Source organism: Planomonospora parontospora (assembly GCA_014647935.1).
Classification (GTDB): domain Bacteria; phylum Actinomycetota; class Actinomycetes; order Streptosporangiales; family Streptosporangiaceae; genus Planomonospora; species Planomonospora parontospora.
Window position 1 is genome coordinate 41,219 of record BMQD01000002.1, and the last position, 18,479, is coordinate 59,697.

The following is an 18,479-nucleotide window of genomic DNA, read 5'->3' on the forward strand; positions in this document are numbered from 1 at the left end:
CCCGCGCCGGAACCCGGCCGGAGCCGGTCCGCGTGCCTCGCCGGGAACGCGGACCGGCGGTCCGGGCGGGTCAGGCGCGCTGCCACAGGGAGGGGACGTTCGGCGGCTCCCATCCGGTCTGCGCGGTGTGCGCCTGGAGGCACCGGTAGGTCGAGCCCCCGTAGGTGACCCGGTCCCCGGCGGCGTAGGCCGTGCCGGCCCGCCAGGTCCCGCCGGGCGGCGTGCTCGGCGACGGGCTGGTCGTGGGCGTCCCGGCGACGTCGAGCACGAAGTCGAACGTCCCCTCCCGCACGCCCCCGGCCGTGCGCACGTTCATCAGCAGCGACGGATCGAAGATGGTGTCGGTGTTGTTGCGCGGCTCGCCGGGGAAGTAGAGCTGGGTGGTCAGGATCCGCGACTGGCCCGGCGCCTGGAGCTTGACGTGGATGTGCCGCGTCCGCCCCGGGTAGAGACCGGGGACGATGGTGGTCAGCCGGTACGACCCGTCCGCGCCGGTGAACAGGTGGCCGCGCAGGGTGAACCGGACGTTGTCGTAGTTGCCGGAGTTGTCTGCCTGCCAGAAGTCCATGAGCACCCGGCTCAGCGGGCGGCACGCGCGGTCGAAGACGTAGCCGCTGACGACCAGCCGGGTACCGGACACCCCGGCGGTGAGGTCGTCGCGCTCGGGGGAGTTCGGCTTGAAGTACGGTCCCTCGGTCTGGGCCACGGTCGTCCTGCCGGGGGTGCAGGCCAGCGGCGCGTCCGCCGGGGCCGCCGACGCGGCGCCCGCCCGGGAGGCGGCGCCGGCCACCGCCGGCGCGGCCAGCGCGCCCAGGCCCACCGCGGTGATGAACCTCTTACGGCTGAGGCCGGGCTCCTCGCCGGCCCGGTGCGGGTTCTCGCTCATCATGCTCCTTGTCGGGGGAGGGGTCGGGGGAGGGGTCGGGGGACGGGGGCCGCTCCGGAGGCCGCGGCGGCCCGTCCCTGACGTGTATATCCACCGCACCCGCCGCGGACGTGGCGGCGCGTGCCGAGGTGTTGGCACGGAGCGCCGGGCCGCCGCGGTCCTCCTCCCGCGGTCCTCCTCCCGCGGTCCTCCTTCCACGGCCCTCCTCCCGCGCCCCGGCGGGGAGGGCGCAGCCGGTCGTCCATAACCCGTGACGGGGACACGGATGGGATTTCCGGCGCTCGGCTCGGGGGGAGAGGCTGGGCGGGCCGCGACCGGGCGGCACCGGAGGGCTCAGCGGGACGCGCGGAGAGCCCACGAGACCGGGGAGAGGCCATGCCCACCTTCGTCAGCACGGCCGGCACGCCGGCCCGGGAGCAGGCCGCGCTCTGGCGGGACGTCGTGTCACGGGCCTTCGGCCCGCTGGAGCTGCGGACCGACGACCGGGAGGGGTTCGCGGGCCGGATCGTGGGCCGCACCCTGGGCCCGGTCCAGGTCAGCGACGTGCGCGCGCCCGCCCACGTGGTGAGCCGCGCCGCGCGGCACGGTCTGCGGGACGGCATGGAGCACTACAAGCTGTCCCTGCTGCTGCGCGGTTCGGGGGTGGTCGAGCAGGCGGGCAGGCACGTCGAGGTCGGCTCCGGCGACCTGGTGCTCTACGACCTGGCCCGCCCGATCAGGTTCGCGCTCCAGGACCACCACCTGCTGGCCCTGACCATCCCCCGGTCCGTGATCCCGCTGCCGCCCGCGCGGGTGGCGGAACTGGCGGGCACGCTGCTGGGCAGCAGGGAGGGCCCGGGGAGCCTGGCGGTCTCCTTCCTGAGCGCGCTGGCGGTCCACGGCGGTCCGGCGGACGGCCCGTACGGCGTGCACTTCGGCGAGGCCCTGGTCAACGTGGTGACCGGGGCGCTGTGCGAGCGGCTCGACGGCACGCCGCCGCCCGGCGGCGCGCACGCCGAGGCGTACGCGCGGATCGTGGACTGGATCGAGCGGAACCTGCACCGCCCCGAGCTGTCCCCGGCCGTCATCGCGCAGGCCCATCACGTCTCGGTCCGCCAGCTCCACCGGATCTTCCAGGCGGCGGGCGGCACGGTGACCGCGCACGTGCGCGCCCGCCGCCTGGACCACTGCCGCCGGGAGCTGGCCGCCGCGGGGCCCCGCGGCGAGGCGGTGGGCGAGGTCGCCGCCCGCTGGGGCTTCACCGACGCCACCTCGTTCAGCCGGGCCTTCCGTCGGGCCTACGGCCGGGCGCCGCGCGACTGGAGGGACCGGCGGGACTGAGGGGCCCGCCCGGCCGGATCGCGACCGGGCGATCCGGACAGGACGGTGACGGGACCTCCGGCCGGGCTCCTATGGGTCACCTGCCGCGTCCGGTGCGTGCGGACGAACGCCTCCCGGACGGGGCCGGCGGATCGGGTCGAGGACACCGTGGCCGGTCAGGCCGGGAACCGGGCTCCACCGGGAGGCGTTCCCCCGCATGCTCACCGTCAGTCCAGGACGACGACCTGGCGCAGGACCTCGCCGCCGCGCAGGGCCGCGACGGCGTCGTTGAGGTCGGCGAGCCTGATCCGGGAGCTGATCATGCTCTCCAGGTCGAGCTTGCCGGCCTTGTACAGCCCGGCGAGGAACGGGAAGTCCCGGCGGACGTCCGAGCCCCCGTACATCGAGCTGAGGATGTTCTTGCCCTCGAACAGCAGGCTGAAGGCGCTCAGCGGGACGGTGTCGTCCATCGCGCCCGCGCCGACGACGATCATGTCGCCGCCGCGGCGGGTCGCCTGCCAGGCGGTCATGATCGCGGCGGACTTGCCGACGGCCTCGAAGCCGTAGTCGAAGCCCCGGCCGCCGGTCAGCGTGCCGATCGCGTCCATCAACTGGTCGGGCGTGACCGCGTGGGTGGCGCCGACCTTCTCGGCCAGCGCGTGCTTGGACTCCAGCGGGTCGATCGCCAGGATCGTGGTCGCCCCGGAGATCCGGGCGCCCTGGATGATCGACAGACCGATCCCGCCGCAGCCGACCACGGCCACGGTCGAGCCCGCGCGGACCCTGGCGGTGTTGAGCGCCGCGCCGACGCCGGTGGTGACGCCGCAGCCGATCAGCGCCGCGACCTCGAAGGGCACGTCCGGGTCGACCTTGACCGCACCCTGCCAGGGCACGACGATCTCCTCACACCAGGTGCCGCAGCCGGCCATGCCGAACGCCGGGGTGTCGCCGCCGTAGCGGAAGCGGGCGTTGACGAAGCTGTCCATGACGTAGGTCATGCACAGGAACGGCTGGTTGACCAGGCAGTTGGAGCAGGTGCCGCAGGCCGGGGTCCAGTTGACGATGACGTGGTCGCCGGGCTGGACGGTGGTCACGTGGTCGCCGACCTCGACGACCTCGCCCGCGCCCTCGTGCCCGGGGATGACCGGGAGCGGCATCGGCAGCACGCCGCTCAGCACCGACAGGTCGGAGTGGCAGACGCCGGTGGCCCTGACCTTGATCCGGACGTCCGCCGGGCCCACCGGGGTCAGGGTGAAGTCGTCGCGGATGTCGAGCTTGTCGTCGCCGACGGCGTGGAGCAGCGCACCGCGCATGAGGGGTCCTCCTCGGTCCTGGGTTATGCCTTCTCCTCGGGGGTCTCCTCGAGGGAGAGGGCGGCTTTGGGGCAGGACCGCACGGCGTGCCGGACGCGGTCCATCATCTCCGGCGGCGGCTCAGGCAGCAGCACGTGCAGCTGGTCGTCGTCGTCGACGTCGAAGACCTCCGGGGCGAGTCCCATGCAGACGGCGTTGGCCTCGCAGACCAGATAGTCGACTTTGATCTTCATGAGCGTGAACCTCCTCAACCGGATTGGATCGGCGTGCCGAGCTTACGGTGGTCCCAGGAGACCACCCGGGTGGGCTCGACGACGAACGCGACCCTTTTCCGGCCGGTGTGGGCGACGTACTCGGAGACGAGCTCCGCGGAGTCCGGCATCCCGGCCATCCGCCGGGTCACGCCCGTGCCGACGCGCAGCACGCCCTCCGGGTCGCCGATCGTGCGCGCGACGCCGTACACCAGGACTCCGCGCAGTTCGGCGTAGTCGTCCCCGGCCTCGATGAGGCAGCTCACCCGGGCGTCCCGCTGGATGTTGCGGGTCTTCTGGGCCTTGCCGTAGGTCCAGAAGGCGATCCTCCCCTCGTCCAGCCCGTAGAACATGGTGACCATGTGGGGCGTGCCGTCCGGGTTGATCGTGCCGAGCTGGAGCTTCCGCGACTCCGCGATGAAGGCGGTGACCTCGTCGTCGGACATCGCTATGCGCGCGCGCTGATTCACGGTGCAAAGTAGAACATGTTCCACAAGGCCCGGCAAGAGCCGTTCCGAATGTTGTTCGGCGTGGGTAGGCTGCTCGGATGAGCAACGCCACCGGGCCCTCCGACCTGCCCGCGGACCCGCGCCCCGGCACGCCGCCGAGCATGCCCGCGGACCTGCTGCAGGCCGCCCACCGCGCCAAGGGGTTCATGCCCCGAGCCGAGGGGATCGCCCTGTTCGAGACCGCCGCCGAGTACGGCTCGCGCGGGCCGATCTGCGAGATCGGCACCTACTGCGGGAAGTCCGCCGTCTACCTCGGCGCGGGCGCCCGCCTGTCCGGCTCCGTCGTCTTGACCGTGGACCACCACCGGGGCTCGGAGGAGATCCAGCCGGGCTGGGCCCACCACGACCCCACGCTGGTCGACCCCCGCTTCGGCAAGATGGACTCCCTGCCCACCTTCCGCTGCACGATCGCCGCGGCCGGGCTGGAGGAGGAGGTCATCGCGATCGTCGGCCGGTCCGAGCGGGTCGCCGGGCTGTGGAACACCCCGCTGGGGATGCTGTTCATCGACGGCGGCCACTCCGAGGAGCCGGTGACCAAGGACTACGAGGGCTGGGCCCCGCACGTGGTGCCGGGCGGCGCGCTGGCCTTCCACGACGTCTACCCCGACCCGGCCGACGGCGGGCAGGCGCCGTACCGCGTCCACCAGAGGGCGCTGGCCTCCGGGGCGTTCAAGGAGGTCCGGCGGGAGGGCTCGCTCCGGGTGCTGGAGCGGATCGGCCCCGGCATCGGCTGACAGGCCCCGGGCCGGTTGACGGGCCGCGGGGGAGACCCTCGGCCGGGCGGGGCGGCGGCACGGCTCCCGGGCCCCGCCGGGTCAGCCGGGGGAGCGGGCGTGACTGCAGCCGCAGGCCGCGGTGGGACGGTCCGTCGCGTAGGCGCCCGCGTCGCGGAAGAGGCCCGACGCGGGGGTGAGGCCGTACAGCGCGTCGGCGGCGAGCACGACGGCGGCCGCGGTGTAGGCCGAGCGCTCGTGCGGAAACCACTTCTCGTTCACGAACTGCCAGCCGGTCCAGTAGGACCCGTCCTCGTGCCGCAGGTGCTGCATGTCGGTGAAGAGCTTCTCGGCCCGGTCCCGGTCGCCCAGCGCGTCCAGCGCCAGCACCAGCTCGCACGTCTCCGCGCCGGTCACCCAGGGCTGGTCGGAGACGCAGCGGATGCCCAGGCCCGGCTCGACGAACGTGTCCCACTCCTCGGCCAGCCGGGCGTGGGCCGCCGGGCCGCGCAGGGCGCCGCCGAGGATCGGGTAGTACCAGTCCATCGAGAAGCGGCTCTTGTCGGCGAACGCCTCGGGATGGGCGGCCAGCACGTGGCCGAGCTGGTCGGCCGCGAGCTCCCAGTCGGGCTGCGGGTCGCCCAGGTGCTCGCCGAGCAGCACGCCGCAGCGCAGGCCCTGGTGGATGGAGGCGCAGCCGGTCAGCAGGGCGTAGGAGGCCGCCCGGCCGTCCGCGGCCCGCTCCCAGACGATCTCGCCCCGGGTGGTCTGCAGGCCGACCGTGAAGTCGAGGGCGGAGCGCACGACGGGCCACATCTCGCGGGCGAAGCCCTCGTCACCGGTGACCAGCAGCTCGTGCCAGACGCCGACCGCGACGTAGGCCGCGTGGTTGGACTCCCCGCCGTGCTCGACGGCCCTGCCCCCGACCAGCTTCATCGGCCAGGACCCGTCGGCCCGCTGGGTGCGGACCAGCCAGTCGTAGCCCCTGCGGACCGGCTCGGCCAGTCCGGCCACGCTCATCGCCATCAGGCACTCGACGTGGTTCCAGGCGTCCACGTGGCCCTCGGGCCAGGGGACGCCGCCGTCGTCCTCCTGCACGGCCGCGATGCTGCCCGCGGTCTGCGCGACCCGCTGCCGGTCCACGGCTCAGGCGGGCTTCCGGACGTAGAGCACGACGCTCTTGCCGATGAGCGGGTTGAGCAGCGCCTCGGCGATGCGGGTGGCGGCCGGGCGCTTCATGATGTCCCAGACGAGGATCTCGTGGTACGCCTTGGCCAGCGGGTGGTCGTCGTTGTTCACGCCGACGGCGCACTTGATCCACCAGTACGGCGCGTGCAGGCCGTGGGCGTGGTGGTGCGGGCCGATGACGAACCCGGTGGCCTTGAGCTTCGCGCCGAGCTCGGCGAGCGTGTAGATCCGCACGTGCCCGCCGGGGGCGGTGTGGTAGTCCTCGTCCAGCGCCCAGCAGATCCGCTCGGGCAGGAAGCTCGGCACCGTGACCGCGGCCAGACCGCCCGGCTTGAGCACCCGGAAGATCTCCCGCATCGCCGCCATGTCGTCGGGGATGTGCTCCAGGACCTCGGCGGCGATCACCCGGTCGAAGCTGGCGTCCTCGAACGGCATGTCCAGCGCGTCGCCGGTCACCGTCTCGGCGGTCGCCTCGTCGGGCACCTCGCCGGCCTGCTCCATCGCGGCGAACATGGTCGCCACGCCCTTCAGCTCCTCGGCGTCCATGTCGAACGCCACCACGTCGGCGCCCCGGCGCAGCACCTCGAAGGCGTGCCGCCCGCCGCCGCAGCCGAGATCGAGGACTCGGGTCCCGGGCCCGACGGGCAACCGGCCGAAGTCGACAGTCAGCACTTGCCGCTCCTTGCAGAGATCCAGCTGGGAAAGGGGGTCGATCAGGTCGTGCGGGCCGTGCGGGCCGCGGGGTGGGCCTGGATGGCCTCGCGGTAGGCCTCCACGGTCCGCTGCGCGACGACCTTCCAGGTGTAGCGCTCCATGGCGCGCTCGTAGCCGCGCCGGCCGACCTCGGCCCGCTCCTCGGGGGAGTCGTGCAGGCGGCGCAGCGCGGCGGCCAGCTCTTCGGGGTCGCCGGGGGCGACCTGCACCGCGGCGTCGCCGACGACCTCCGGCAGCGCGCCGGTCCGCGAGGCGACGAGCGGGGTTCCGCAGGCCATGTGCTCGACGGCCGGGAGCGAGAAGCCCTCGTAGAGCGAGGGGACGACCGCGATCTCCGAGGTGGCGATCAGCTCGCCCAGCTCGGTGTCGGAGATGCCGTGCACGAACCGGACCCGGTCGGCCAGGGAGAGCTCGGCCACCAGCTTCTCTGTCGGGCCGCCCGGGGTCGGCCTGCTCACCACGGTCAGGTTCACGTCGCGCTCGGTGGCGAGCTTGGCCACCGCGCGCAGCAGCGTCGCCACGCCCTTCATCGGCGAGTCGGCGCTGGCCACCGCGACGATCGAGCCGGGACGCTTGGGCATCTCCGGGCGCGGGTGGAAGTAGCGGGTGTCCACGCCCAGCGGGATGAGCCGCATGTTGGCCTGCGGGACGTTGAAGTCGCGGTGGATGTCGGCGAGGGAGGACTCGCTGACGGTCAGGATCGGGTTCAGCCGCGGGGCGACCTTGGCCTGCATGCGTACGAAGCCGTACCAGCGCCGCATCGAGAACTGCTTGCGCAGCGGCGCGGCCTTGAGCTCGATCCGCCGGTCCACGCTGATCGGGTGGTGGATGGTGCCGACCACCGGGAAGAGCTTGGCGATGCCGAGCAGGCCGTAGCCGAGGGTCTGGTTGTCCTGGACCACGTCGAAGTCGCCGACGCGCCTGGCCAGCTCACGGCGGGCGCGCAGGGTGAAGGTCAGCGGCTCGGGGAATCCGGCGGTCCACATGGTCGCGACCTCGAGCACGTCGATCCAGTCGCGGAACTCGCGCAGCCCCGGGGTGCGGAACGGGTCCTCGTCGCGGTAGAGGTCGAGGCTGGGCACCTTGTTGAGGACGACCCCCTCGTCGAGCTCGGGGTACGGCTGGCCGGAGAAGACCTCGACGTGGTGGCCGAGGGCGACCAGCTCACGGCTGAGGTGCCGCAGGTAGACCCCCTGGCCGCCGCAGGTCGGCTTGCTCCGGTAGGACAGCAGAGCGATCCGCAGCGAGTCCGCACCTGGCACGGCAACCCCTTCCTCACCCTGTCCGGGTGAGGACAGGTACCGTGAAAGATGACCTTAGACCTCGGACCCTACCATTCGGTAGGTCTCACCCTTCTAATGTGGAATTGTGCTCAGTGTCACTTTCAGGGCATACGAGCTGCGACGTTGGTGCGACCGATCGCAATTCGGTGTAACGGGTTCTAGTGACACGCCGCCCGGTATGGTGCCCATAACAGGGCAGGGCGGTACATTCGCCAGTCAACGGCACACTGTCCGGGTAGGACCCGGTCCGGGAGCAAGCCCCGCCCGACGAGCAAGGAGGACGCGTTGGCCAGGCGCGCGCTGATCACCGGCATCACCGGGCAGGACGGTTCCTACCTGGCCGAATGCCTGCTGGACGAGGGCTACGAGGTCTGGGGGCTCGTCCGGGGCCAGGCCAACCCGCGCGTCTCCCGGGTGCGCAGGCTCCTGCAGGACGTCCAGCTGGTCCGCGGCGACCTGCTCGACCAGGGCTCGCTCATCTCCGCGGTGGAGAAGGTCCAGCCCGACGAGGTCTACAACCTGGGCGCCATCTCGTTCGTGCCGATGTCCTGGGAGCAGGCCGAGCTGACCGCCGAGGTCACCGGCATGGGCGTGCTGCGCATGCTGGAGGCCATCCGCGTCTGCTCGGGGATCTCCTCCTCGCGGACCGTCAACGGCTCCGGCCAGATCCGGTTCTACCAGGCGTCGTCCTCGGAGATGTTCGGGCAGGTCCGGGAGACCCCGCAGGCGGAGACCACCCCGTTCCACCCCCGCTCGCCGTACGGCGTGGCCAAGGCCTACGGCCACTTCCTGACCCAGAACTACCGCGAGTCCTACGGGATGTTCGCGGTCAGCGGCATCCTGTTCAACCACGAGTCGCCGCGCCGCGGCGCCGAGTTCGTCACCCGCAAGGTCTCCCTCGGCGTGGCCCGCATCAAGCTGGGCCTGGCCTCCGAGCTCCGCCTGGGCAACCTGGAGGCCCGTCGCGACTGGGGCTACGCCGGCGACTACGTCCGGGCGATGCACCTGATGCTCCAGGCCGAGACGCCCGAGGACTACGTCATCGGCACCGGGCGGACCCAGTCGGTGCGCGAGCTCGTCGAGGCGGCGTTCTCCGCCGCGGGCCTCGACTGGGAGCGCTACGTGGTCTGCGACCAGGCCCTGCACCGTCCGGCCGAGGTCGACCTGCTCTGCGCCGACCCGAAGAAGGCCCGCGTCCAGCTCGGCTGGGAGCCCTCGGTCTCCTTCGAGGAACTGGTCGCCATGATGGTCGAGGCCGACGTCAAACTCCTGTCCGAGGGCGGCGACCCCGACCAGGACTCCTCCTGGCCCTGACCTCCGCCCGGCTTTCGAACGGCCGCGCCTTCCCGCGGAGGCGCGGAGCGCTGATCCGCGTTGCCGATGGCCGGGCCTGGCGATCCGTCCTCGTGCCGCCGTCGCACATGCGGATGGACAGCAGGCTTCCGCGCCTGGATCACCGCCCTGCCATGCGGAGACGAAACCGCCCTGGTGGCCCGTGCAGGGGACCCGCGAGCCGGTCAGCTGACCTTGAGCTGCTCGTCGCCGAAATCGGCGATCAGCTTGAGGGTGCCGCCGAGGGCGGCGACATAGCGGTCCAGGACCTCGCGGGTCGACACGTCGCCCTTCTCGATCTGAGACACCCGGGCCACGGAGATGCCCATGCGGTCGGCGACCTGGGCCTGGGTGAGACCTCGGCGCTTGCGCATCTCGCTCAGCCGCCAGCCTTGTGCCTGGGCGCGCAGCTGCTGCACCTCGTTCTCGAACCGCTCCGGGCCGCCTGCGGTTTCGATCGCCTGCTCCAGATGGCCGCTCTCGCGCCACCTACGGTAGTTGCTCATCGGCCCATCTCCTTCTGCCGCTCCACCAGATAGAGCTCGTACAGTTGCTCGGCTCGCGGAATCGCCGTGCGGTACCAGCGCTCCCAGTTGCCCGCCTTGTCTCCCGCCACCAGCAATATGGCTGCCCTCCAGGGATCGAAGACGAACAGGATGCGGATCTCACTGCGGCCGGCGGAGCCCGGCCTCAGCTCTTTCATGTTAGGGATCTTGGAGCCCGTGATGGTGTCCACGAGTGGACGACCTTCTGCGGGGCCGTTGCGTTCCAGTATCAGGACGGCCTGGTTGACCAGCTTGTGGGAAGCGCGATCGGTCTCGCTCAGGGTGTCGAGGAATTCTCCCACCTCATCGGTGAAGAAGATCTCCCACTCGTCCACTGCGGTCTTCTCGGGACAGTCACCATAGTTAAGGATATTCTAAATAAAGTGCGCTTCGAGAGACGGCGGATCGGCGGAGCTCCTCGGTTCGGTTCCGATGGGTGGTTGAACCGCCGCTGAAGCCGGTGGGGCGGGATCTTCCGCTCCGCTCTGTCCGGGGGTCGGGTGTGCCGGTTCCTCTGGGCGGGTCGAGCCCGCTGAGAGGCGTCTCAGCGGTCCTCAGCTCCGGCTCAGCCGGGCTCAGCGTCTCCTCAGGGGGGTTCGGGCAGCGTGGCGGGTGATCCCCCACAAGAGGGGTCCCGCCGCCAGGAGGTCGTCATGCCCGTTCACGTCACGCGCCCCGCGGGTCCGGAGGAGGTTCTCGCCGGTCCGGCCGTCTCCGCCGGGCTCCGGCAGGTGGAGAAGCGCCTGCGGAGCCTGAGCGCCTCGTCCCGGCTGCCGTCCGTCAGCCGCGCGGTCACCCGGATCACGGGGGCCGGCGGCAAGCGGCTGCGGCCCGCGCTGACCCTGGCGGCGGCGCTCGCCCTGGGCGGCCGGATCGACAGGCGGACGGTGACCGCCGCGGCGTGCGTGGAGCTCGTCCACGCGGGGTCGCTGGTCCACGACGACCTGATGGACGGGGCGGCCGAGCGCCGCGGCGTGCGGACCCTCAACGCCGAGCTGGGCGACGCGCGGGCGCTGGTGGTGGGCGACTTCATGCTGGCCAGGGCCGCGCTGACCGCGCTCTCCTCGCTCTCCAAACCGGTGGCCGAGACGCTGGCCGCCACCGTCGTCGAGCTGGCCGAGGGGCAGTTCCAGGAGGCGGCCGAGCTCTTCGACGCCGACCGCACCCCCGAGAGCGCCCTGTGCTCCGTCCGCCGCAAGACGGCCTCCCTGTTCCGGGCGAGCTGCCTGGTCGCGCACCCGGACGGGCAGGCCCTGGCGGAGTACGGCGAGCGGTTCGGCATGATGTTCCAGATCCTGGACGACCTGCTGGACCTGGGCTCCACGGCGGAGCTGCTCGGCAAACCCGCCGGCAACGACCTGCGGCAGGGCGTCTACACCCTGCCGCTGCTCACGGCCGTGCGGGGGGAGTGCGCCGATCTGCGCCCGTTCCTGGGGCGGCGGCTGAACGAGGACGAGATCGGAACCGTCCTGGCCCGGCTCAGGGCGGGCTCCATGGCGGAGGAGACGATCGCGCACTGCCGCGGCCTGGCGGCGGACGCCGTCGCCGCGCTGCCCGGCATCGCCGACCCCGAGGCCGCCGAAGCCCTGCACCGCCTGCCGTACGCCTGCCTCGACGGGGCGGAGTCCCTGCTCGTCAGGTGAGTGCAGGTGGACGCCTCCCGGACGGAGCCGGCGGCTCGGGTTGAAGACACCATGGTCAGTCAGACGATGAGCCAGGCTCCACCGGGAGGCGTTCCCCTACATCCTCACTGTCAGCCGAGGTCGACCGGGAGCTCCTTGATGCCGTTGATGAAGTTGGAGCGCAGGCGCCGGGCCGGGCCGGTCTGGGAGATCTTCGGCAGCCGCTCGGCCAGCACCTCGAACAGGACCCGGAGCTCCAGCTTGGCGAGGTGGTTGCCGAGGCAGAAGTGGGCCCCTCCGCCGCCGAACCCGATGTGCGGGTTGGGGTCGCGGCCGATGTCGAAGACGCCGGGGGAGTCGAACACGGACTCGTCGCGGTTGGCCGAGCCGTAGAAGACCACGACCTTGTCGTTCTCGCGGACCTGCCGGTCCCCGATCACCGTGTCGGCGGTCGCCGTGCGGCGGAAGAGGTTGACCGGTGAGACCCAGCGGACGATCTCGTCGGCCGCGGCGGGCGCCAGCGCCGGCTCGGACACCAGGCGGGACCACTGCTCGGGGTGCTCGAAGAGCGCCAGCATGCCGCCGGAGGCCGCGTTGCGGGTCGTCTCGTTGCCCGCGACCACCAGGAGCAGCACGAACAGGTCGAACTCGTTCTCGTCGAGCGCCTCGCCGTCCTCGGCGGGCTGCAGGAGCTTGGTGATGATGTCGTCGCGCGGCTCCGCGCGCCGCTGGGCGGCCAGGGCGTTGGCGTAGGCGTAGACCTCCGAGGCCGCGTCGCGCCCCTGCGACGGGTCGGCCGCGTAGTCCGGGTCCTCGGCGCCGATCATCTGGTTGGACCAGGTGAAGAGCTTGTCGCGGTCCTCGACGGGCGCGCCGAGCAGCTCGCAGATGACGTAGAGCGGGAGCGGGGCGGCGATGTCCCGGACGAAGTCGACCGGGCCGCGGCCCCTGGCCTCGTCCACCAGGTCGTGGCAGATGTCGCGGATGTGCTGCTCCAGCCGCCCGATGACCCGCGGGGTGAAGCCCCGGTTGACCAGGGAGCGCCGCCGGGTGTGCTCCGGGGGGTCCTGGTTGAGCATCATCATCCGCTGGAGCTCGCGCTCCTCCTCGGGCATCTCGTTGATCAGCGCGAGCTTGCGGTGGGAGGAGAACAGGTCGGAGCGGCGGGAGACGTGGACCACGTCGGCGTGCCGGGTCACCGCCCAGAAGCCGGGGCCGTCGGGGTCGGGATGCCAGTGGACGGGGTCGTTGGCGCGCAGCCAGGCGAACTGCTCGTGGGGAGGCCCATGCTTCGCGTAGAAGTCCTGGTCGATGACGTTGATGTCCATCTGCTCTCCCATGCGGGCCGTACGGGCGGCTTCCCCGGTGTCCGCGCGGCACCGGGACGCGGTCCGGCCGCGCCCCGACCGGCGGTGCATCCGGGGATCACTGATCGATCACGTTTCTGAAACGTGTTCTATTACGGGGCGGGGGGAGAGTCAAGGGCGGGACCGGTGGTTGTCCCGTCCCGGACTCGTCCGGGCGCGTGACGCCGCACTACCCGTACGGCGCCGCCTTATCCGCCGGCCGGTCACCGGAACCGCGATCGGCTAGGCTCCCGCCGGGCGGCGGGAGCCGTACCCGGGCATCTCCCGCGGAACGGAGCACGTGATGGGCGTCAGCGCGGACATCGGCAGGTACGGCTTCGGCGCCGGCCCCATCGGCAACCTGTTCACCGCGGTGGACGACGAGACGGCGCGGGCGGCGGTCGACGCCGCCTACGAGGCCGGGATCCGGCTGTTCGACACCGCGCCGCACTACGGGCTCGGCCTGTCGGAGCGGCGGCTCGGCGCGGCCCTGGCGGACCGTCCCCGCGACTCCTACACGCTCTCCACCAAGGTGGGCCGCCTGCTCGTGCCGTCGGAGGCGGGGGGCTCCCGGGACGCGGAGGGCTTCGACGTCCCCGCGGACCTGCGCCGGGTGCGCGACTACTCCCGCGACGGGGTGCGCCGGTCGCTGGACGAGAGCCTGGGGCGGCTCGGTCTCGACCGGGTCGACATCGTGCTGATCCACGACCCGGACGACCACTGGGAGCAGGCCGTCTCCGAGGCGTACCCGGCCCTGGCCGAGCTGCGCGACCAGGGCGTCGTCGGGGCGATCGGGACCGGCATGAACCAGTGGGAGATGCTCGCCCGGTTCGTCCGGGAGACGGACATGGACGTGGTGATGCTGGCGGGGCGCCACACGCTGCTCGACCAGTCGGGCACGCGCGGGCTGCTCCCGCTCTGCGCGGAGCGCGGGGTCCGCGTGCTCGCGGCGGGGGTGTTCAACAGCGGCCTGCTGGCCACCCACGACGCCTCCGGCACCTACGACTACGCCCCCGCCCCCGGGCCGCTGCTGGCGCGCGCCCGCCGGATCGCCCGGGTCTGCGAACGCCACGGCGTCACCCTGCCCCAGGCGGCGCTGGCCTTCCCGCTCCGCCATCCGGCGGTCGTCTCCGTGGTCGCCGGGGCCCGCTCGGCCGCCGAGGTCACCCGCAACGCCGCCCTGGCCGCCGCACCCGTCCCCGAGGCCCTCTGGACCGACCTCGCCGCCGAGGGCCTCGTCGGCTGAGCAAGGCCGGGGCCGTCCTTTCCCGCCTGGTGAGCGGGTCCGGGGGTGGTGCCCTCTCCGCCGGGCCGGGTGACGAGGCCCGGGGGGCCGTCCGCTCCGCCGGGGTCAGGCGAGGGCGCCGCGGAGCCACTCCTCGACATCGGCGATGTGCACGGTGGCCCAGGCGCGGGCGACCTCCGGCCGGCGGGAGGCGATGGCCTCGCAGATCGCGGCGTGCTGCTCGCGGGTCCTGGCCAGGGCCCCCTCCTGGGTGAGCCCCCGCCAGACGCGCGCCCGGGTGGTCGGGCCGGACAGGCTCTCGATCAGGGAGCAGAGCACCGCGTTCCCCGAGCCCGCCGCGATGCGCCGGTGGAACTCCAGGTCGTTGGCGACGAGCTGCTCGACGCTCGGGTCGCCGGGCAGCGAGGCGAGGATCCCGCGCAGCTCGGCCACCCCGGCCTCGTCCATCCGGGCCGCGGCCATGGCGGTGGCGGCCGGTTCCAGGATCCGCCGGACCTGGAAGAACTGCAGCACGGTGTCGTCCCGGTGGAAGTCCACCACGAAGGACACGGCGTCCAGCAGCAGCCCCGGCTCCAGGCTGGTCACGTAGGTGCCGTCGCCCTGGCGCACGTCCAGCACGTTGATCAGGGCCAGCGCGCGGACTGCCTCGCGCAGGGAGTTGCGGGACAGGCCGAGCCGTTCGGCGAGAACGGCCTCCTTCGGCAGGCGGCTGCCCGGGGTGAGCTCGCCCGAGAGGATCATCTGCTTGATCTTGTCGATCGCGGCGTCGGTGACCGCCACGCCTCACCGTCCCAGACTCGCCGGTACATCGGATGCCCAGGAGTTTAGGGGCCGGAGCGCGAGGGCGTCCGGAGGCGGCCGCGCGCCATCCGGAACGCCGTTCGGGTGGCTCTCCGGAGCGTTCCGCGGCGTTCTGCGGCCTCAGGCGGAGGAGACGTCCGGGAAGTCGGCGAACAGGCGGACGGCGGCGATCTCGATGCGCCACTGGATCTGCTCGTACGTCCGCCGCCCGCGCAGCATCTCCAGCAGCTCGTGGACCCAGACGCTCGCCAGCGACCCCGCCAGGGCCACCTGCTCCTCGGTCGCGCCGTCCGCGCCGGCTCCCTCTCCCGCGACGCGGACGAGCAGGCCCGCCATGCGGTCCCCGAAGGGGGTCTCCACCTCGGTCATGATCAGCGAGCGGATGAGCGCGTCGGCGAGCTCGGGCTCGCGCATGAGGCCGCGGGTGGCCCGCATCAGCACGTCGACCGCACGGCCCGCCGGGGCCGAGGCACTGGGCGGCCGGCGCTCGATGCTGCTCTCGAGCAGGTCGATCTCCTCGCCCACGACGGCGACGACCAGATCCATCTTCGAGGGGAAGTAGCGGTAGAGCGTGCCCAGCGCGACACCCGCGCGCTCGGCGACGGTGCGCATCTGCATGGCCTCGACGCCGCCGCGCGAGGCGAGGGCCGCGGCGGCCTGGATGATGCGCTTGCGCCGCTGGTGCTGGCTCCTCGTGCGGACGCCGGTGGACGAGGGTTCGCCGTGCACGCCTGCCCCCTTGCTCGTGACGGATCCGGCGGTGCTCGGGGCGGACGTGCCGGTGAGGCGCGGGGTGACCGGCGCCTCGATGGTCGTATGCGGAGTGCGCATGAGAACACGTTATCTGATTCCCTCCTCTTCCGATGAGTTACCCGCCAGTCACAAATCTCCTGGATCCTCCATGCGGTATGTCTCGCGGCGGCATTCTGTGCGATGTTGCGAGTGGGCAGTATGGACAGTTATTGGAATCTGTTCTAATTTCTGGTCGAGCGATTCGGGCACCACCGCCGGGAGGCGCCAGTGGACTTCACCCTTGACGAGGCGCAGGAAGAGCTGCGCGGGCTGGCGGCGGGGCTGCTAGGACGGGAGGCGGCCCCGGCCCGGCTCGACGCGCACGAACGGAGCGGCGAGCCGTACGACGCGGGTCTGTGGCGCGCCCTCGCCCGGGCCGGGCTGCTCGGCGCGGTCCTCCCCGAGGAGGCGGGCGGCGCCGGGCTCGGGCCGGTGGAGCTGGCCGTGATCCTGCGCGAGGTCGGCGCCCACGTCGCCCCCGTCCCCGTCCAGCAGAGCCTGGTCGCCGCGATGACCGTCGCCGGGTACGGCTCGGCCGCGCAGCGCCGGGCGCTGGCCCCGCTGGCCGAGGGCGGGCTGGTGCTGAGCGCGGCGCCGCGGGGGCCCGCCCGCCCGCGCGGCGCCCGCGGCGTTCCCGGGACCGCGGGGACCGCTCCCGGGACCATGGGGACCGCCTCCGGAACCGCGGGGACCGCCGACGGCCCAGGCGCCGTCACGGCCCGGCGGACCCCGGGAGGCGGCTGGGTGCTCGACGGCCGCACCGGCGCCGTGCCCTACGCCGCCCAGGCGGACCGGGTGCTGGTCCCGGCCGCGCTGGACGGCGGGGCCGGGCTGTTCATGGTCGGACCCGGGGCGGCGGAGCTGCGGGCCGTACCCCTGCCGTCCGGGGAGCCGGGGGCCGTGCTGGTGCTGGACGGCGCCCCCGCCGAGCCGGTCGGCCCGGACGGGGGCGGGGGCGGGGAGGCGCTGCGGGGGCTGCGGCGCCTGGCCACCGCGGGGGCCGTGGCCACCGCCTCCGGCGTGCTGGCCGGGGCCCTGGCGCTGACCACCGGCTACATCGGGACGCGCAGGCAGTTCGGCCGGGCGCTGGCCGAGTTCCAGGCGGTGACCGTGCAGATCGCCGACGTCTACATCGCGGGCAGGGCCCTGGACGTGGCCCTCTGGTCGGCGGTCTGGCGGCTGGCGGAGGGACCGCCCGAGGAGGCCGAGGCCGACCTGGCGGTGGGCGCGTTCACCGCGGCCGGCGCCGGGCTGAAGGCCCTGTACACCTGCCAGCACCTGCACGGCGGGATCGGGCTGGACGTGACCTACCCGCTGCACCGCCACTTCGCCTGGGCCAGGCACCAGGCCCACCTGCTGGGCGGGGCGGAGGCCCGGCTCGACGAGATCGGAGCGCTCGCCGGATGATGATCGACCTGACCGCGGAGCAGAAGCGGCTCCGCGACGAGCTGCGCGAGTACTTCCAGGGCTGCCTGACCGCCGAGGAGCGGGCGAAGATCGCCGCCGACCCGTTCGGCGACGCCTACATGGAGCACTGCCGGCGCCTCGGCCGCGACGGCAGGCTCGGCCTCGGCTGGCCGAAGGAGTACGGCGGCGGCGGGTACGGCCCGCTGGAGCAGCAGATCTTCGCCAACGAGATCGCGCGCGCCGAGGTGCCCTACCCGCTCATCACCGTGCAGACCGTCGGCCCGACCCTCATGCAGCACGGCACGCCCGCGCAGAAGGACTTCTTCCTCCCGCGCATCCTGGCTGGGGAGTGCCACTTCGCGATCGGCTACAGCGAGCCCGAGGCGGGGACCGACCTGGCGTCCCTGCGCACCACCGCGGTCCTCGACGGCGACCACTACGTGGTCGACGGGCAGAAGACGTTCACCTCGGGCGCCCACCACGCGGACCACATCTGGCTGGCCGCCCGGACCGACCCGGCGGCCAAGCGGCACCGCGGCATCACGATGATGATCGTCGACTGCGCCGACCCCGGCTTCTCCTGGACGCCGATCATCACCATGGACGGGCGGCACCACACCAACGCCACCTACTACTCGGGGGTGCGCGTGCCGGTGGACATGGTGGTGGGGGAGGTGAACCGGGGCTGGGACCTGATCGTCGACCAGCTCAACCACGAGCGGGTCACGCTCGGCCCGGCCGGCAACCTCGGCCGCCTGCGCGACCGGTTCCTGGACTGGGCGCGGGGCGCGGGCCTGGACGGCGAGCCCGCGGTGCGCCGCGCGCTCGGCCGCCTCCACGTGCTCTTCCGCACCAACGAGCTGCTCAACTGGCAGGTCGCGGCGGGCATGGACCGCGGCTGGCTGGGCGCCCCGGACGCCTCCGCCACCAAGGTCTACGCCTCGGAGGCGATGCAGGAGGCCGGCCGGCTCCTCGGGGACGTCCTGGCCCGCTTCGGGGACCTGGCGGACCCGGAGACGGCGGAGTTCGCCGAGCGGCTCGACCACCTGGCCAAGGGCGCGCTCGTGCTGACCTTCGGCGGCGGGGTGAACGAGGTGCAGCGCGAGCTGATCGCCATGCTCGGGCTGGGCCTGCCGAGACCGCCCCGCTGAGCCGGCAGGCGGTACATCCTCTTCGAAAAAGCGGACATATAGAATAAACGGCTATTTATGTCCACTGTGGAGAAGAGGACG

The 18,479-nt window shown here is 72.8% G+C and carries 19 protein-coding genes; 7 read left to right on the top strand and 12 right to left on the bottom strand.

Features of this window, described 5'->3' with window-relative positions:
* Positions 1-70: 70 nt before the first annotated feature.
* Positions 71-886 (bottom strand): dioxygenase family protein, encoded by an 816-nt coding sequence (locus IEZ07_RS03300; RefSeq protein WP_204054265.1) that lies wholly within the window; start codon positions 884-886, stop codon positions 71-73.
* 375 nt (positions 887-1,261) lie between these two features.
* Here IEZ07_RS03300 and IEZ07_RS03305 point away from each other — a divergent pair, with 375 nt between their 5' ends.
* On the top strand, positions 1,262-2,206 hold the full coding sequence (locus IEZ07_RS03305) for an AraC-like ligand-binding domain-containing protein (RefSeq protein ID WP_191893444.1): 945 nt from the start codon (positions 1,262-1,264) through the stop codon (positions 2,204-2,206).
* 206 nt (positions 2,207-2,412) lie between these two features.
* Here the strand turns inward: IEZ07_RS03305 and IEZ07_RS03310 are convergent, their stop codons facing one another.
* Genes IEZ07_RS03310 through IEZ07_RS03320 form a run of 3 tightly spaced genes read right to left on the bottom strand, consistent with a single transcriptional unit; the run spans position 2,413 to position 4,219 of the window.
* Entirely contained in the window at positions 2,413-3,498 is a 1,086-nt protein-coding gene (locus tag IEZ07_RS03310; RefSeq protein ID WP_191893445.1) for an alcohol dehydrogenase catalytic domain-containing protein, read from the bottom strand.
* A 23-nt stretch (positions 3,499-3,521) separates the two neighbouring features.
* Positions 3,522-3,731 (bottom strand): ferredoxin, encoded by a 210-nt coding sequence (locus tag IEZ07_RS03315; protein WP_068897707.1) that lies wholly within the window; start codon positions 3,729-3,731, stop codon positions 3,522-3,524.
* Between the two features lie 14 nt (positions 3,732-3,745).
* Complete coding sequence (locus IEZ07_RS03320) at positions 3,746-4,219, bottom strand: pyridoxamine 5'-phosphate oxidase family protein (RefSeq protein WP_191893446.1); 474 nt, start codon at positions 4,217-4,219, stop codon at positions 3,746-3,748.
* 140 nt (positions 4,220-4,359) lie between these two features.
* Here IEZ07_RS03320 and IEZ07_RS03325 point away from each other — a divergent pair, with 140 nt between their 5' ends.
* Positions 4,360-4,992, top strand: a complete 633-nt coding sequence (locus IEZ07_RS03325; RefSeq protein ID WP_191893736.1) for a class I SAM-dependent methyltransferase — start codon at positions 4,360-4,362, stop codon at positions 4,990-4,992.
* A gap of 81 nt (positions 4,993-5,073) precedes the next feature.
* Here the strand turns inward: IEZ07_RS03325 and IEZ07_RS03330 are convergent, their stop codons facing one another.
* Genes IEZ07_RS03330 through IEZ07_RS03340 form a run of 3 tightly spaced genes read right to left on the bottom strand, consistent with a single transcriptional unit; the run spans position 5,074 to position 8,135 of the window.
* Positions 5,074-6,114: a prenyltransferase gene (locus IEZ07_RS03330; protein WP_068897704.1), complete on the bottom strand. Its 1,041-nt coding sequence runs from the start codon at positions 6,112-6,114 to the stop codon at positions 5,074-5,076.
* A 3-nt stretch (positions 6,115-6,117) separates the two neighbouring features.
* Entirely contained in the window at positions 6,118-6,831 is a 714-nt protein-coding gene (locus IEZ07_RS03335; RefSeq protein ID WP_068897703.1) for a class I SAM-dependent methyltransferase, read from the bottom strand.
* 41 nt (positions 6,832-6,872) lie between these two features.
* The gene (locus tag IEZ07_RS03340; protein ID WP_191893447.1) at positions 6,873-8,135 is read right to left on the bottom strand and encodes a glycosyltransferase family 4 protein; all 1,263 of its coding nucleotides are present in this window, start codon (positions 8,133-8,135) and stop codon (positions 6,873-6,875) included.
* Between the two features lie 306 nt (positions 8,136-8,441).
* Here IEZ07_RS03340 and IEZ07_RS03345 point away from each other — a divergent pair, with 306 nt between their 5' ends.
* Positions 8,442-9,470 (top strand): GDP-mannose 4,6-dehydratase, encoded by a 1,029-nt coding sequence (locus IEZ07_RS03345; RefSeq protein ID WP_189238189.1) that lies wholly within the window; start codon positions 8,442-8,444, stop codon positions 9,468-9,470.
* Between the two features lie 203 nt (positions 9,471-9,673).
* On the opposite strand, the gene IEZ07_RS03350 is transcribed toward IEZ07_RS03345, so the two are convergent.
* On the bottom strand, positions 9,674-9,994 hold the full coding sequence (locus IEZ07_RS03350) for a helix-turn-helix domain-containing protein (protein ID WP_191893448.1): 321 nt from the start codon (positions 9,992-9,994) through the stop codon (positions 9,674-9,676).
* Positions 9,991-10,368, bottom strand: a complete 378-nt coding sequence (locus IEZ07_RS03355; RefSeq protein WP_191893449.1) for a type II toxin-antitoxin system RelE/ParE family toxin — start codon at positions 10,366-10,368, stop codon at positions 9,991-9,993. The genes IEZ07_RS03350 and IEZ07_RS03355 overlap by 4 nt, the downstream gene beginning before the upstream one ends.
* A 318-nt stretch (positions 10,369-10,686) precedes the next feature.
* Between IEZ07_RS03355 and IEZ07_RS03360 the strand changes: the two genes are divergently transcribed.
* Positions 10,687-11,676 (top strand): polyprenyl synthetase family protein, encoded by a 990-nt coding sequence (locus IEZ07_RS03360; RefSeq protein WP_191893450.1) that lies wholly within the window; start codon positions 10,687-10,689, stop codon positions 11,674-11,676.
* Positions 11,677-11,786: 110 nt separating this feature from the next.
* Here IEZ07_RS03360 and IEZ07_RS03365 read toward each other — a convergent pair whose 3' ends face one another.
* The gene (locus IEZ07_RS03365; RefSeq protein ID WP_068897699.1) at positions 11,787-12,983 is read right to left on the bottom strand and encodes a cytochrome P450; all 1,197 of its coding nucleotides are present in this window, start codon (positions 12,981-12,983) and stop codon (positions 11,787-11,789) included.
* Positions 12,984-13,305: 322 nt separating this feature from the next.
* On the opposite strand from IEZ07_RS03365, the gene IEZ07_RS03370 reads away from it, so the two are divergent.
* A complete protein-coding gene (locus IEZ07_RS03370; RefSeq protein WP_191893451.1) occupies positions 13,306-14,247 on the top strand; it encodes an aldo/keto reductase in 942 nt (313 codons plus the stop codon).
* Positions 14,248-14,352: 105 nt separating this feature from the next.
* Here IEZ07_RS03370 and IEZ07_RS03375 read toward each other — a convergent pair whose 3' ends face one another.
* Together IEZ07_RS03375 and IEZ07_RS03380 are read right to left on the bottom strand one after the other, a co-directional pair.
* Positions 14,353-15,027: a FadR/GntR family transcriptional regulator gene (locus IEZ07_RS03375; protein WP_191893452.1), complete on the bottom strand. Its 675-nt coding sequence runs from the start codon at positions 15,025-15,027 to the stop codon at positions 14,353-14,355.
* Between the two features lie 141 nt (positions 15,028-15,168).
* Positions 15,169-15,879: a TetR family transcriptional regulator gene (locus IEZ07_RS03380; protein ID WP_191893453.1), complete on the bottom strand. Its 711-nt coding sequence runs from the start codon at positions 15,877-15,879 to the stop codon at positions 15,169-15,171.
* A gap of 189 nt (positions 15,880-16,068) precedes the next feature.
* Between IEZ07_RS03380 and IEZ07_RS03385 the strand changes: the two genes are divergently transcribed.
* Together IEZ07_RS03385 and IEZ07_RS03390 are read left to right on the top strand one after the other, a co-directional pair.
* On the top strand, positions 16,069-17,247 hold the full coding sequence (locus IEZ07_RS03385; RefSeq protein WP_191893454.1) for an acyl-CoA dehydrogenase family protein: 1,179 nt from the start codon (positions 16,069-16,071) through the stop codon (positions 17,245-17,247).
* Entirely contained in the window at positions 17,244-18,398 is a 1,155-nt protein-coding gene (locus IEZ07_RS03390) for an acyl-CoA dehydrogenase family protein (protein ID WP_068897695.1), read from the top strand. Before IEZ07_RS03385 ends, IEZ07_RS03390 begins: the two co-directional genes overlap by 4 nt.
* The last annotated feature ends 81 nt before the right edge of the window (positions 18,399-18,479 follow it).